The following is a 15444-nucleotide window of genomic DNA, read 5'->3' as shown; positions in this document are numbered from 1 at the left end:
CGGGGGTCAAGGGCTAAGCGTCTCTGCGCCGCGCTATGAACCGATTCTTGTAGCCAGGGGCAACCCGGTGAACGACGATGCGGTTTGCTGCGCTGTAAATGATGATTAACTAAAACAGTTAGCTTGATATTAGCGGGCGTCGTCTAGTGATGCGGTTATCACCATTAGAGAGAAACCGATGCTGAAGACGATGTTGGCGGATCGTACAGGTAACTTCGCCATGACGGCGGCGTTGTTGATAGTCGTGATGTGCGCGAGCATAGGTTCGGCTGTCGATTACACATTTGCGCTCAACGCGCGCCAGAAACTGCAGCAGGCGGCCGATTCAGCCGCCGTTGGCGCCATCGCGGAGCAATCCGTGGGTGTTCTTGCGGCGCTCTCCAATGGCAGCACCGGCGCCATCGCGGAGGCGGAAGCCGATGCGGAACAATGGTTCAGGGTTAATACAGATCCCAAGACCTTGGCCTATGTCAATAACTTCGATTTCGATGTCACAAGAAGCAGCACCACCTTCACGTCTCGTGTCGAGTTCCATGCACGCGTCCCGACTACATTCTTGAAGATCATCGGCAAGAATTCGATCGATGTTGCGGGGTCAGCGACAGGAACCTATTCACCGGTCACCTATACCGATTTTTATCTGATGCTCGACAATTCTCCATCCATGGGCCTCGGCGCGACGACGAGCGACATTTCGTTGCTGGAAGCCAACAATGGCGGTTGCGCCTTTGCCTGCCATATTGCTGGCCAAGCGAACGATGCTTACGCGCTTGCTAAATCAATTGGCGCCACCTTGCGGATTCAGGTTGTGGCTTCGGCTACGCAATCGATGATCAACACCGCAAAAACAGCGCGACGTTACAACGATCAGTATCGCATGGCGCTTTACACTTTAGGCCCCAAAGCGGCCAACGCCAGATTGACGGAGGTCGCGGCAATGTCATCGAACCTTGATGATATAAAAACATCAGCAGGCACGATCGACCTCATGAGCATAGCTGGAAAAGGCGAAAACGGCTATCAGCAAACAGATCTTCTTTCCGCCCTCACAACACTGAAGGACACCGCCGGTACAGGCGGTAGCGGATTGAGCGGCACCGACAGACAGAAAGTTGTATTCTTGGTGAGCGACGGCGTGGAGGATGCAAACCGTCCTACAGGATGCCTGAAAGCGCTCAGTGGCGCTACTCGGTGCCAACAACCCATCGACACATCGGTTTGCACGAAGATCAAGGCGAATGGCGTTCGTATTGCGGTTCTCTACACCACCTATCTCGATGTCAACAGCGACAGCTGGTACCGTAAATGGATCAAGCCGTTTCACAGCGAAATCGCCACCAACATGAAAGCCTGCGCGAGTGACGGCCTCTATTTCGAGGTCAGCCCGTCGAGCGGCGTCGCCGACGCGATGAATGCGCTGTTTCTGAAGGTGGTCAACATGCCTCGCCTCACGGGTTGAAGCGCGGCGCTTAGCTTTCGCCCCTGATCCACACCGCCCGCGCCGACGCCGAACGGTCCTGCCCGAGGCGCTCCTTGAGGAAGGGAAGCAGAATGTCGAGTTCGCCCTTCAGCGTGTAGGGCGGATTGACGATGATGAGGCCGGTGCCGGTCAGGCCCGTCGTGTCGCGCTCGCTGCGCACGGTCAGTTCCACCGCCAGCGTCTTGGGAATGTCCAGCGCATGCAGCGCGGCGTGAAACTCCGGGATCGGCGCGCCCTTCTTCAGCGGATACCACAGGCAATAGACGCCGCCGGGGAATTTCCGCCATGCCTTGCCGAGATAGTCGGCAAGGCGCTTGTATTCGCCTTCTTGTTCGAAAGGCGGATCGACCAGGATGAGGCCGCGCTTCTCCTTCGGCGGCACCTGCGCGTTCATCGCCAGCCAGCCGTCGAGATGGGTGACGCGGGTCTGGAAATCGCCGTCGAAATTGGCGTGCAGCGTCTCGTAATCGTCGGGATGCAGCTCCATCAGCGACAGCCGGTCCTGGCTGCGCAACAGATGGCGGGCTATCTTCGGCGAGCCGGGATAGAATTGCACGCCGCCGTCTGGATTAAGAGCTGTCACCGCCTGGAGATAGGGCGCCAAAAGCGGCGCGACTTTGGCCGGGATATCCTTTTCCAGAAGCCGTCCGACGCCATCAAGCCATTCACCGGTTTTCTGCGCCTCTTCGCTGGAGAGGTCATAGATCCCGATGCCGGCATGGGTGTCGATCACGCGGAAGGGCTTGTCCTTCTGCTTGAGATAATCGACGAGACGGGCCAGCACGGCGTGCTTGAGGACGTCAGCGAAATTTCCAGCGTGATAGATGTGGCGGTAATTCATGATTTCCGGTGAAGTCGGGATGATATTTGTCAATGCGCTGTGGCGCGGCTAGCGGCGCGGCGTCGGCTGAATTATACCGATAGCATGAACATTGCGACCCGCCCCTCCGAAAAAATCGCCATCGCTCATTCGGCCTGTCCGCATGACTGTCCCTCCACCTGCGCGCTCGACATCGAGATCCTGCCCGACGGCAAGATGGGCCGGGTGCGCGGCGCCGACAACAGCTACACCGCCGGCGTGATCTGCGCCAAGGTGGCGCGCTATGCCGAACGGCTCTATCATCCTGACAGGCTGATGCATCCGATGCGGAGGACTGGCGCCAAGGGGGCGGGCTCCTGGCAGACGGTCACCTGGGAGCAGGCGCTGGACGAGATCGCCGAGGCCTTTGTCAAGGCTGAGGCGCAGCACGGCTCCGAGAGTGTCTGGCCCTATTATTATGCCGGCACGATGGGCTGGGTGCAGCGCGATTCCATCAATCGCCTGACCGCCGCCAAGAAATATTCCGGCTTCTTCGATTCCATCTGCGTCAATCCCGCCTGGACAGGATACGTCATGGGCACGGGCCAGTTGCGCGGCCCCGATCCGCGCGAAATGGCCAAATCCGACTGTGTGGTCATCTGGGGCACCAATGCCGTGTCGACCCAGGTCAATGTGATGACCCACGCCATGCGCGCCCGCAAGGAGCGCGGCGCGAAAGTCGTGGCGATCGACATCTACGATACGCCGACCATGAAGCAAGCGGATCTGAAGCTGATCCTGAAGCCCGGCTCCGACGCCGCACTCGCCTGCGCCGTCATGCATGTCGCCTTTCGCGACGGTTACGCCGACCGGGACTATATGGCGCGCTATACCGATGATCCCCAGGGCCTCGAAGCGCATGTCGCGACAAAGACCCCGCAATGGGCCTCCGCCATCACCGGCCTGTCGGTCGAGGAGATCGAGACGTTCGCCCGGCTGGTGGGCGAGACGAAGAAGAGCTATTTCCGCCTCGGCTACGGCTTCACCCGCTCGCGCAATGGCGCAGTGTCGATGCATGCGGCGCTGTCGGTGGCGAGCGTGCTCGGCTCCTGGCAATATGAGGGCGGCGGCGCCTTCCACAGCAATTCGCATATCTTCGGCATGGACAACCGGCTGCTGACCGGGCGGTCGCTGGTCGATCCCTCGATCCGCGAACTCGACCAGTCCGAACTCGGCCGCATCCTGACCGGAGACGCCCGCGCGCTGCGCAACGGCCCGCCTGTCACGGCCATGCTGATCCAGAACACCAATCCGGCCAATGTCATGCCGGAACAGCGGCTGGTGCGGCAGGGTTTTGCCCGCGAAGATCTGTTCGTCGCCGTGCATGAGCAATTCATGACAGAGACGGCCGAGATCGCCGATATCGTCTTGCCGGCCACCATGTTCGTCGAGCATGATGACATCTATCGCGGCGGCGGCCAGAGCCACATCATGCTCGGGCCGAAACTGGTAGAGCCGCCTCAGGATGTCCGCACCAATCTCTTCGTCGTCGAAGAACTGGCCAAGCGTCTCGGCGTTGCCGACCAGCCGGGCTTCGGCATGAGCGAGCGCGCGCATATCGAGCGCATCCTCTCGGTTCCCGGCCTGCCGAGCTATGACGACCTGCTCAATGACCGCTGGTTCGACCGCCAGCCGGATTTCCGCACTGCCCATTATCTCGACGGCTTCGCCCATGCCGACGGCAAGTTCCGTTTCCGGCCGGATTGGGAGGGGCAGCAGGGTTCGGTGCGGCCGCCCGATTCCATCGGCCTGCTCGGCCCCTATGACCGGCTGCCGGAGTTTCCGGATTACTGTCCCGTCATCGAAGAGGTGGATGAGGCCCATCCCTACCGCCTCGCCACGCCGCCGGCCCGCAATTTTCTCAATTCGAGTTTCACCGAAACCCGGACCTCGCGGGAGAAGGAGGGACGCCCAGAAGTGATGATCGCGCCCGCCGACGCGCTGGCGCTGGAGATCAATGCCGGCGACATCGTCACGATCGGCAATGACAGAGGCTCGATCCGTATCCATGCGCGGGTGACCGAGACCACCAAGCCGGGCGTGCTGATCGTCGAAGGCCTCTGGCCCAACAAGGCGCATCTGGATGGCGAGGGAATCAACGTGCTGACCGGCGCTGACAATGTCGCCCCGTTCGGCGGCGTCGGCCTGCATGACAACCGGGTCTGGCTGAGAAAATAAGATCTTTTCCTTGAGCCCGTTTCATGTCACCGGGGCTCAGGGAGGATCGTGATGGACAAGGGCAGACGACATGGACGCTAAGCCTTCCCGCAAGGTCGACATTCTCAACTCCGAGACGCTCTACAAGCGCTTCGTGCATCTGCAACGGCTGACCGTCGAGCATGAAACGCTGAAAGGCGGACGCCAGACGCTGAGCCGCGAGATCCACGATCACGGCAACGCAGCCACCATCCTGCTTTACGATCCCGCCCGAAAAAGCGTGATCCTGGTTCGGCAATTGCGCGTGCCGCCGGTGCTGAACGGCGATGACGGCTGGCTGATCGAAACGCCCGCCGGCCTGCTCGACGGCGACGATCCCTTGAGCGCCATCATCCGCGAGGCGATGGAGGAAACCGGCTACCGAATCGACCGCGCCGATTATCTCTACGACGCCTATATGTCTCCGGGCACTCTGACCGAGCGCGTTTCCTTTTTCGCCGCCGAAATCGATGTGACCCAAAGGCAGGGCGAGGGCGGCGGGCTCGAAGAAGAAGGCGAGGATATCGAGATCCTCGAAATTCCCCTTAAGGAAGCGTTCGAGATGATTTCAGCCGGCAAGATCGTCGACGGCAAGACGATCATGCTCCTGCAATGGGCGGTGATGACATACGGCCTCTGACGCCTCACGGCGCGCCGTTGTCCGCCAGCTTCATGGTCGGAACCAGGCTGGCATAGGCCGCCGACGCCGCGAGCCGCGCCATTGGCGTGCCGGGATCGAGTTTGGAGGCGACCGACAGCGCCGTGATGCTGCAATTGCCCTGGCGCTTGCGGATCTCCTTGCAGGCGCCGGCGGCGGCCGCATAGATTTTCTGCCGCTGCCGGTCGGCTTCCGCAAAATAGAAGCGCTTGCGCATATATTCCGAGCCGGGCGTGGACCGCGTCAGTGTGAAATCGTAGCGGCCGTCGCGATCGCGCGCGCCGAAAGGCTGCGCCTCGCGAAAGGCGAGCTGCAGCTGATATTCGAAGGCGTTGGCGCCGATGCGTCTGCCGGTCGCGGCCACCGGAAGGCATTCGGCGGCAAGCGGTCCGATCATCAGCGCACATTCTCGCTCCGCCATTTCCTGGGTCCGCGCGGCGGCCTCGTCGGCAAGCGCTGCAAGATCGCCCGGCCGGTCGGCTCCGGTTTTCTTCAACCCGATGGGAACCTGCACCGTGACGATCACCCGGCGTTCCGGCAATAACTCGTCATGACCGTTGACCAGTCGATAGGCGTTGCGCTTGATCGGGTCCTTGAGGCTCGCTGGCGTCACCTGCCGGTCTATGGCTGCGGCGTCTTCTTTCCAGACGTCGGCCCGCGCCTCCATGGCCTGGCCCAGCCGCGTGAGCGTCAGTGCATTGTTGATCCACAGGCCGGTCAGCGCCAGGATCGGCGCGAGCAGCAGCACGCCGCCGAGCATTGCCAGCCGCTCCTGGGACTTGGTGAGGACCAGATAATATTTCTTCCGCAAATTCGACATCAACGCCGCCAGTTTATTCCGCCATCATTCAGGGGCCGGGGCGTTAAGGCCGGCTTAACGGGGTACTCCTGCGATGCGACGGGGTTTAGGGCGGGTTAGGAGAATGGGGAGAATTTTAGGGATCTTGGGCAGAGTGGGGGCCGAGCGCATCATATGGTGTGCAACGCCCCTCATCCCCCTGCCGGGACCTTCTCCCCGCGCAGAGCGGGGAGAAGGAGGATGTGGCACGGCCTGCGCTCCACCGCCCTTCGCCCCGCAATGCGGGGAGAAGGTCCCGGCAGGGGGATGAGGGGCGGAGCACGCCCTCATTCCACAGATTTGATAGAAAACATAAGCGTCAGGCAGGCCTCACCCGAACGACACCAGCCGCGCATCCGCGTCGGTCTCGACCGCGCCGCCCGCAAACCTCGCCACTGCAGCCTTGTAGATCTGGTGCTCCACCTTCAACACCCGCGCCGCCAGCGCGTCAGGCGTATCGCCTGCCAGGATCGGCGCGACGCCCTGCGCCAGCGCCGGGCCTTCGTCCATGCCGGGGGTCACGATATGCACCGTGCAGCCCGACACTTTCATGCCGGCCTCGATGGCGCGCTGATGGGTGTGAAGGCCCGGAAACAGCGGCAGCAGGGAAGGGTGGATGTTGAGGATGCGGCCCTCATAGGCGGCGATGAAATCGGCAGACAGCAGCCGCATATAGCCGGCGAGGCAGATGAGATCAGGCGCGATCTCGGCGAGACGAGCGAGGATCGCCGCCTCATGCTCGGCCTTGGAGCCAAAGCCCTTGCGCTCGAACACATGGGTCGCAACGCCCAGCGCTTCCGCCTTGGCGAGGCCGCCAGCATCGGCTTTGTCTGAGATCACGGCGACGAAGTCCACCGGGTACTCTGTTGCGCGCGCCGCTTCGAGCAGCGCCACCATGTTGGAGCCGCTGCCCGAAATGAAGATCACGCCGCGCTTTTTGATCATAGGCCGAGACTGCCCTGATAGGCGACGCCAGCCGCGCCTTCGGCGCGGGCAATCATGCGGCCGAGGCGAACGACCGTTTCGCCCTCGGCGGTCAGGACTTCCGCCACCGCGTCCGCCTGATCGGGAGACACGACGAGAACCATGCCGACGCCGCAATTGAAGGTGCGCAGCATCTCGCGCTCGGCCACGCCGCCCGTGCTTGCCAGCCACTTGAACACCGGCTTGACCGGGATCGCGGCGAGGTCGATTTCGGCGGCCAGCGTTTTCGGCAGCACGCGCGGAATATTTTCCGGGAAGCCGCCGCCGGTGATATGGGCGAGCGCCTTGATCGCGCCGGTCTCGCGGATCGCCTTGAGCAGCGGCTTCACATAGATCTTGGTCGGCTCAAGCAGCGCTTCGCCGAGCGTCTTCTCTGCGTCGAAGGGCGCCTTGGCGTCCCAGCCGAGGCCGGAGAGTTCGACGATCTTGCGCACCAGCGAATAGCCGTTGGAGTGGACGCCCGAGGAGGCGAGGCCGAGAATGACGTCGCCTTCGGCCGCATCCGCCTTGGGCAGCAATTCGCCGCGCTCGGCGGCGCCGACGGCGAAGCCCGCGAGGTCGTAATCGCCTTCGCGATACATGCCTGGCATCTCAGCCGTTTCGCCACCGATCAGCGCGCAGCCAGCCTGGCGGCAACCTTCGGCAATGCCCGCGACGATCGCCGCGCCCTGGTCGGGATCGAGCTTGCCGGTGGCGAAGTAATCGAGAAACAGCAGGGGTTCTGCTGCCTGCACCACGAGATCGTTGACGCACATGGCGACGAGATCGACGCCAACAGTGTCATGCTTGCCGGCCTCGATCGCCACTTTCAGCTTGGTGCCGACGCCGTCATTTGCGGCCACAAGAATGGGATCGTTGAAACCGGCCGCCTTCAGATCGAACAGGCCGCCGAAGCCGCCGATCTCGACATCTGCGCCGGGGCGGCGGGTGGAGCGCACGAGCGGCTTGATTTTCTCGACCATCAGATTGCCGGCGTCGATATCGACCCCTGCATCCGAATAGGTCAGGCCATTTTTGCCATGTTCGCTCATCGCTCTCTCCGGTGAGATAAAGAAATATGGCGGCCAATGGCACGGACGGCCCAGAAATTCAAGGAATGAGGCTGCTTCAGGCGCGATTATCTGTTGGTTTCGCGCCGGAAAACGCCGGCGTCGCTTCTGCGGTCAAGGCGAGGGAAGTCGGACCAAGTCGCTGGCCTCATCGGTCTTCGACATCAGCAGCTCATGACTGGAAAGGATATGGAGCGGATTTGCTCGAATATGATCGATTCAAATAATTAGAAATGATCAATAAACCATTCCGTTACCAACCCGCCTATAGGCTGCGCCAAACAACCTGCGGCGCTGAAGCCGTCGGGCAAGGAAGGCGACGACGGATGGCCCAGGCAAAGCGCGCATACGACCCCGTTCAGGCGGATGTCGCAGGCGCCGAGGCGCGGTGTGATCAGAGCGAAAAACAGCTCGATTTCTGGATCAACTGCATGGGCAGCCCCGTGCTTGTCGTTGAAAAGGGCTCGCGCGTCGTCAGTTTCAGCAACAAGACGGCGAAAAATTTCTTCGTGCACGACGCCAGTTCGCTGGTGGGACTGTCCATCGACGCGTTGCTTGGCGTCCCCGCCAGTCTGCTGCTCACGCAGATCTGGTCGATCCCCGAAAACGGCGCGATCAGCGAGCCGTTCATCATCAAGGCGATGGTGAATGACAAGGAACGCTTCCTGCTGACGCATGTCACATTCGTTCGCGTCGAGGGACGCGATCTTCGCCTCTACAGTTTCAGAGACACGCCGCCGTCCGACACGCTCGGCATGGTGAAGTGGCAAATGAACCTCATGGAGCTCTTGAACTGGCTGCCACTCGGCTTCGAAGTCGCGACGAATCGCGACGAAGTCCAGTTCGTCAATTCTGGCTTCAAACAGATGTTCGGCTATGACCTCGACCAGCTGGAGGATGTCGACGACTGGTGGCGTCTGGCCTATCCCGATCCTGACTATCGCGCCATGGCGCGCCAGAAATGGGAGGACGAGATCGCCGCGGCGCGCCGGGAAAACCGGGAAATGACCCCGTTCGATCTCGATGTGAAAACCGCAGACGGCGAAACGAGGCGCATCCAGTTTCGGCATCGCGCCATCGGCCATTTCCATCTCAATCTCTATCTCGATGTCACCGCTGAGAGACTTTACGCCCAGCGCATGCAGAAGCTGGCGGAAATCGACCCGTTGACGGGGTTGCTCAACCGACGCTCCTTTTTCGAGCAGACGGCGGAAATCCTGTCGGGCGACCAAAGCGAGGACGCTGGGCATGTGGTGCTGATGCTCGACATCGACCATTTCAAGCAACTCAACGATGTCCATGGGCATGCTGTCGGCGACCTCGCGCTCGAACAGTTCGCCCGATGCTGCCATGGCGCCGTGCGGGGGCATGACTCCGTCGCTCGTCTCGGCGGAGAGGAGTTCTGCGTCTTGCTTCGATCCGTCACGCTCGACAAGGCGCTCGACGTTGCAGAACGCATTCGCTCGTCCACCGAAGCGATGCGGATCGATTCGGGCGACGAGCCAGTGAAGATAACCGTGAGCATCGGTCTCTCCCAATGCCTGGCCGGAGAAAACACTGTGGATCAAGCGCTTCGCCGCGCCGACCGCCTGCTTTACGAGGCCAAGATGGGCGGCCGCAACCGGATCGCCCACGCGCCCGCGTCCAACGAGCAGCGCTAAGCCCAGCTTGACCGTCAGGCCGCATCTGCCTATTCCGGTCGAGGCGAAGCGCGCATCGAACGAGGCGATGATGACAACTCATATTTCCGGCCAAAGCCTGAAGCGTCAATTGTTGTTTTGGTCGGTGGTGCTCGGCCTGTGCATCGGATTTCTCTTCCTGTTTTCCTCCATACTGCTGCCTTTCGTGGCCGGCATGGCTCTCGCCTATTTTCTTGATCCGGTCGCCGATTGGCTGGAGCGCAGGGGGCTGAGCCGTATGGCCGCCACGGCGCTGATCCTGATCTTCTTCGTCTTGCTGCTGATCGTCGGTCTCATCGTCATAATCCCGCTTCTGGCATCGCAGGCGGCCGATTTCGCGCAGAAGATCCCCGGCTATCTGACCCAGTTGCAGCAATTGCTGACCGACGCGAATTCCCATTATGCGCCGGCCTGGTTGAAGAGCCAGCTTGCCACGGTAAAGGAGAATTTCTCGCGCTATGTGGGGGAGGGCGCCAGTTTCATCGGCGGCCTTGTGGTGCAGATCTGGGCGTCCGGCAAGGCGCTGGTCGACATCCTCTCTCTGCTCGTCATCACGCCCGTCGTCGCCTTCTACATTCTGCTCGATTGGGACAAGATGGTCGCCAAGGTCGACAGCTGGGTGCCGCGCGACTGGTCGCTGACGGTTCGGCGGCTCGCCGGCGAAATGGACGACGCCATCGCCGGTTTCGTACGCGGCCAGGGTTCGATCTGCCTGATCCTCGCGGTCTTCTACGGCGGCAGCCTGACGCTGGCCGGATTGAATTTCGGTCTGCTTATCGGCATCGTCTCGGGCGTCGTCTCCTTCATTCCCTATCTTGGATCGCTGCTCGGCTTCTTCCTGTCGGTGGGCGTGGCGCTGGTGCAATTCTGGCCGGATTACCCCTGGGTGGTGCTGATCGGCGGCATTTTCTTCTTCGGCCAGTTTATCGACGGCTATATCCTGCAGCCCAAACTGATCGGCGAGAAAGTCGGCTTGCATCCGGTCTGGCTGATGTTTGCGTTGCTGGCCTTCGGCGCGCTGTTCGGTTTCGTCGGTCTGATGGTGGCGGTGCCGGCGTCCGCATCGATCGCCGTGCTCGTGCGCTATGCGATTTCACGCTATCTTGAAAGCGACCTCTATCACGGCTATGGCGCTCGTATCGGCGCGGACGCCCGCGCCGGAGTTCTTCCTCCGCCAGAGACCTGACATGACCGATTCCGACAAACGGAAACCCGAACAACTGCCGTTGACCTTTTCGCATGAGGCGGCGCAGGGGCGGGACGATCTGGTCGTTTCCGGCCCGTTGAGCGCCGCGACAAGCTTGATCGACCGCTGGCCGGACTGGCCGTCGCCGCTGGTGATTCTCGTTGGCCCCCCTGGCTCGGGAAAGACGCATCTTGCCGAGATCTGGCGCAGGACGGCCTCAGCCGCCCGTCTCGGCGACCAGGGCGCCGACGAAGCGGTGCGCATGGCGGAAGACGCGCCCGTTCTCATCGAGGACGTTGACCGCAACGGCTATGACGAGACGCTGCTGTTCCACATGATCAATGCAGTGCGCTCGCATGGCCGAAGCCTGCTGATGACGGCGCGAAGCCGCCCGTCTTCCTGGGGTGTCGTGCTGCCCGATCTGATGTCGCGGCTCAAGGCGGCCACGCTGGTCGAAATTGGTCCGCCAGACGACGCGCTGTTGACCCAGGTCCTGTTCAAGCTGTTCGCCGACCGGCAGTTGATGATCGACGAAAAACTCGCGGCCTATATTGTAGGCCGCATGGAGCGATCTCTCGCCGCCGCCCAGACGATCGTCGATCGCCTCGATCGGCTGGCGCTGGCGCGCGGCGCCAAACTGTCCCGCGCATTGGCCGCCGAGGTTCTCAAGGACGAGACGGGCGACGCTTGACTGTCACGGAACTGTCGTCATTCTGTAATAGTCCCGGCTCACAAATGCCGCGACCCACTCCAGAGAACGGACTGAATTCATGAACATCAGCGCGCCCGAAGCCACAGAGACGGAAGCTCAAGCCATCGCTTTTGATGCGCCCGCAAATCCGCTCCGCCACAGCGACGAGCGCTTCATCAACCGGGAATTTTCCTGGCTTCAGTTCAATCGCCGGGTTCTCGAGGAAACGCTCAACACCAATCATCCGCTGCTCGAGCGCGTGCGTTTCCTGTCGATCTCGGCCAACAATCTCGATGAATTTTTCATGGTTCGTGTCGCTGGTCTCGAAGGCCAGGTGCGCGCCGGCGTCGCCATCAAGAGCCCCGATGGCAAGACCCCGGGCGAACAGCTCGAAGCCATTCTCAAGGAAATCAACAATCTGCAGATGGAGCAGCAGGCGGCGCTGGCCGTGCTTCAGCAATATCTGGCGCGCGAGGACATCCTGATCGTCCGCCCCGGCGCGGTGTCCAAGGAAGACCGCAAATGGCTTGAGAAGGAATTCGACGAATCGCTGTTTCCTGTGCTGACGCCGCTCTGCATCGATCCGGCGCATCCGTTCCCGTTCATTCCCAATCTCGGCTTCTCGATGGGGCTGCAACTGTCCAGCCTCTCGGGCAAGGAGCCGATGACGGCGCTGATCCGTCTGCCGCAGGCGCTCGACCGCTTCATCCGCCTGCCGGACAAAGACGGCGCGCTGCGCTACATCACGCTGGAGGATACGGTTCTCCTGTTTATCACCAAGCTCTTTCCCGGCTATAAGGTCGAAGGCTCGGGCACGTTCCGCATCATTCGCGATAGCGATATTGAAGTCGAGGAAGAAGCCGAGGATCTGGTGCGCTTTTTCGAAAGCGCGCTGAAGCGCCGCCGGCGCGGCTCGGTGATCCGCATCGAAACCGATTCCGAAATGCCGCAGTCGCTGCGCCAGTTCGTGACCCATGAACTGGGCGTGCCCGAAAACCGCATTGCCGTTCTCCCCGGCTTCCTGGCGCTCAACACGCTGGCCGAAATCGCCAAGGCGCCGCGGGACGAACTGCGTTTTGCGCCCTACAACGCTCGATATCCCGAACGCGTGCGCGAACATGCCGGCGATTGCTTCGCGGCAATCCGCGAAAAGGACATGATCGTCCACCATCCCTATGAAAGTTTCGACGTCGTGGTGCAGTTCCTGATCCAGGCCGCCCACGACCCTGATGTCGTCGCCATCAAGCAGACGCTCTATCGCACCTCCAATGACAGCCCGATCGTGCGCGCGCTCATGGACGCCGCCGAAGCCGGTAAGTCGGTCACCGCGCTGGTCGAGCTCAAGGCTCGTTTTGACGAAGAAGCCAATATCCGTTGGGCGCGCGATCTCGAACGCGCCGGCGTGCAGGTGGTGTTCGGCTTCATCGAACTGAAGACGCATGCCAAGATGAGCATGGTCGTTCGTCGCGAGGATGGCCGCCTTCGCACCTATTGCCATCTCGGCACCGGCAACTATCACCCGGTGACCGCCAAGATCTATACCGATCTGAGCTTCTTCACCTGCAATCCGGTGATGGCGCATGACATGGCCAACATCTTCAATTTCATCACCGGTTACGGCGAGCCGGAAGCGGGGATGAAGCTCGCAATGTCGCCGACCACGCTCAGGCCGCGCATTCTCCAGCACATTCACGAAGAAATCGCGCATGCCAAGGCCGGTCGGCCTGCCGCCATCTGGATGAAGATGAACTCGCTGGTCGACCCCGACATCATCGACGCGCTCTATGACGCCTCCGCCGCCGGCGTGAAGGTCGAACTTGTGGTGCGCGGCATCTGCTGCCTGCGTCCGCAGGTCGAGGGACTGTCGGACAATATCTGGGTGCGCTCGATCGTCGGTCGGTTCCTGGAGCACAGCCGCATCTTCTGCTTCGGCAATGGTTATGGGCTGCCGCATGAAAAGGCGCTGGTCTATATCGGCTCCGCCGACATGATGCCGCGCAATCTCGATCGTCGGGTGGAAACCCTTGTTCCGCTGATCAATAAGACTGTGCATGAGCAGGTGCTGTCCCAGATCATGCTGGCCAACATCATTGACAACCAGCAGTCCTACGAGATACTCCCGGACGGTACCTCCAAGCGTTGCGATGTGCGCGATGGAGACGAGCCGTTCAACGCGCAGGTCTACTTCATGACCAATCCGAGCCTGTCAGGGCGCGGAGAATCCCTGAAGTCGAGCGCGCCAAAACTGATTGCTGGGAGGTTCCCTTCTGGCAGGAAGTAAAACCGGATTTTCATGGTTGAGTCTGAAGCCCAAGGGCGCTTGCCCGGCATCGTGCCTGTTTCCATCGTCGATATCGGCTCGAATTCCATCCGCCTTGTGATCTATGAGGGCATGAACCGCGCTCCGGCGATGCTGTTCAATGAAAAGGTCATGTGCGGCCTCGGCAAGGGGATCGCACAGACCGGCAATATGGATCCCGTCAGCGTCGAACGCGCGCTGACGGCCCTGCATCGCTTCAAGGCGCTGTCGAAGCAGGCAAGGGCGCGCACTATGTATGCGCTGGCGACCGCCGCCGCCCGCGAGGCGGCCAATGGCCCCGACTTTATCGAAAAGGCTGAGGCCATTCTAGGCTGCCGCGTGCGCGTGCTGACCGGCGAGGAAGAGGCGCAGTTTTCGGCGCTCGGCATCATCAGCGGCTATTTCGACGCCGACGGCATTGTCGGCGATCTCGGCGGCGGCTCGCTGGAACTCATCAACGTCAAGGGCGAGGATTACGGCCAGGGCTTGACCATGCCGCTGGGCGGCATCCGCCTGTCGGAATTTTCCGGCGGCGACCTCGCGCGCGCTCAGGCCTATGCCCGCAAACTGGTTCGCGCCGTGCCTTTCCTGAAGGAAGGGGAGGGGCGCACATTCTACGCGGTGGGCGGCACCTGGCGCAGCCTTGCCAAGCTGCATATGGAGCTCAACAAATATCCGCTGCATATGGTGCAGGATTACCGGATGCCGTTCCAGGAGGCGATGAGCTTCCTCGATTCCGTCATCCGCAACAAAGATCAGAAGGAGCCCGCCTACCAGGCGGTGTCGCGCAGCCGCCGGGCGCTTCTCCCCTATGGCGCGATCGCTATGCGCGAAGTGATCAGCATCATGAAGCCGGCCGCGATGTCTTTTTCCGCGCAAGGCGTGCGCGAGGGCTATCTCTACTCGCTGCTGCCCAATCACGTGAAAATTCTCGATCCGCTGGTGTCCGCCGCCGATGAACTGGCCGTGTTGCGCGCCCGCTCGCCCGAGCATGCCCGCGAACTTGCCGACTGGACGGGCCGCATGCTGCCGCTGTTCGGCATATCGGAAACGCGAGAAGAGGCGCGCTATCGCCGCGCCGCCTGCCTACTCGCCGATATCAGCTGGCGCGCCCATCCCGATTATCGCGGCCTGCAGGCGCTTAACATTATTGCCCATTCGTCCTTCATCGGCATCACCCATGCCGGGCGCGCCTATCTCGGTCTTGCCAACTACTATCGTTTCGAGGGCTTGAACGACGACAGCGCGACGGGTGAACTCGCCGCCATGGCCACACCGCGCCTGCTTTGGCTGGCCAAGCTGCTCGGCGGCATGTTGCGCGTTCTCTATCTCTTCTCGGCGTCGATGCCGGGTATGGTGCCGCGCCTGCGGCTGGAAAAACCCATAGATCCCTCGACGGGCCTCGATCTCGAATTCGTCGCTCCCATTGAGTTCCAAGATTTTGCCGGCGAGCGACTGGATGGCCGCTTGGCCCAATTGTCGAAGCTGACGGGCAAGAAACTCGGCTTCCGGTTCGGTTGACCTG

The 15444-nt window shown here is 61.5% G+C and carries 12 protein-coding genes; 8 read left to right on the top strand and 4 right to left on the bottom strand.

All coding sequences use genetic code 11. The features are described 5' to 3' along the window. Positions 1–178 precede the first annotated feature (178 nt). A complete protein-coding gene (locus M2360_RS10730; RefSeq protein WP_280775120.1) occupies positions 179–1459 on the top strand; it encodes a pilus assembly protein in 1281 nt (426 codons plus the stop codon). A gap of 10 nt (positions 1460–1469) precedes the next feature. Here the strand turns inward: M2360_RS10730 and M2360_RS10725 are convergent, their stop codons facing one another. Further along, positions 1470–2321, bottom strand: a complete 852-nt coding sequence (locus M2360_RS10725) for a 23S rRNA (adenine(2030)-N(6))-methyltransferase RlmJ (RefSeq protein WP_280775119.1) — start codon at positions 2319–2321, stop codon at positions 1470–1472. Positions 2322–2405: 84 nt separating this feature from the next. Here M2360_RS10725 and M2360_RS10720 point away from each other — a divergent pair, with 84 nt between their 5' ends. Continuing rightward, positions 2406–4517 (top strand): molybdopterin oxidoreductase family protein, encoded by a 2112-nt coding sequence (locus M2360_RS10720; protein WP_280775118.1) that lies wholly within the window; start codon positions 2406–2408, stop codon positions 4515–4517. 70 nt (positions 4518–4587) lie between these two features. Then, on the top strand, positions 4588–5175 hold the full coding sequence (locus M2360_RS10715; RefSeq protein WP_280775117.1) for an NUDIX domain-containing protein: 588 nt from the start codon (positions 4588–4590) through the stop codon (positions 5173–5175). A 4-nt stretch (positions 5176–5179) separates the two neighbouring features. Here the strand turns inward: M2360_RS10715 and M2360_RS10710 are convergent, their stop codons facing one another. The 3 genes from M2360_RS10710 to purM all read right to left on the bottom strand — a co-directional run bounded on the left by M2360_RS10710 (position 5180) and on the right by purM (position 8046). Then, positions 5180–6013 carry a hypothetical protein gene (locus M2360_RS10710; protein WP_280775116.1) on the bottom strand — a complete coding sequence of 278 codons (834 nt, stop codon included), beginning with the start codon at positions 6011–6013 and terminating at the stop codon, positions 5180–5182. Between the two features lie 348 nt (positions 6014–6361). Further along, complete coding sequence (gene purN / locus M2360_RS10705; protein ID WP_280775115.1) at positions 6362–6976, bottom strand: phosphoribosylglycinamide formyltransferase; 615 nt, start codon at positions 6974–6976, stop codon at positions 6362–6364. Further along, positions 6973–8046: a phosphoribosylformylglycinamidine cyclo-ligase gene (gene purM / locus M2360_RS10700; protein ID WP_280775114.1), complete on the bottom strand. Its 1074-nt coding sequence runs from the start codon at positions 8044–8046 to the stop codon at positions 6973–6975. Before purM ends, purN begins: the two co-directional genes overlap by 4 nt. Before the next feature lie 344 nt (positions 8047–8390). On the opposite strand from purM, the gene M2360_RS10695 reads away from it, so the two are divergent. From M2360_RS10695 to ppx, 5 genes are all read left to right on the top strand, one after another. Beyond that, positions 8391–9725, top strand: coding sequence for a sensor domain-containing diguanylate cyclase (locus M2360_RS10695; RefSeq protein ID WP_280775113.1), 1335 nt, complete (start codon positions 8391–8393; stop codon positions 9723–9725). A gap of 70 nt (positions 9726–9795) precedes the next feature. Next, positions 9796–10929, top strand: coding sequence for an AI-2E family transporter (locus M2360_RS10690; protein WP_280775112.1), 1134 nt, complete (start codon positions 9796–9798; stop codon positions 10927–10929). A 1-nt stretch (position 10930) separates the two neighbouring features. Beyond that, positions 10931–11620: a DnaA regulatory inactivator HdaA gene (gene hdaA / locus M2360_RS10685; RefSeq protein WP_280775111.1), complete on the top strand. Its 690-nt coding sequence runs from the start codon at positions 10931–10933 to the stop codon at positions 11618–11620. Positions 11621–11699: 79 nt separating this feature from the next. Beyond that, a complete protein-coding gene (locus tag M2360_RS10680; RefSeq protein ID WP_280775110.1) occupies positions 11700–13901 on the top strand; it encodes an RNA degradosome polyphosphate kinase in 2202 nt (733 codons plus the stop codon). 12 nt (positions 13902–13913) lie between these two features. Further along, positions 13914–15440: an exopolyphosphatase gene (gene ppx, locus M2360_RS10675; protein ID WP_280775109.1), complete on the top strand. Its 1527-nt coding sequence runs from the start codon at positions 13914–13916 to the stop codon at positions 15438–15440. Positions 15441–15444: the final 4 nt, after the last annotated feature.

The sequence above is a fragment of the Rhizobium sp. SG_E_25_P2 genome (assembly GCF_029892285.1).
Lineage (GTDB): Bacteria > Pseudomonadota > Alphaproteobacteria > Rhizobiales > Rhizobiaceae > Rhizobium_E.
The sequence above is the reverse complement of the archived record's forward strand: the minus strand, read 5'-3'. Positions and strand labels throughout refer to the sequence as shown.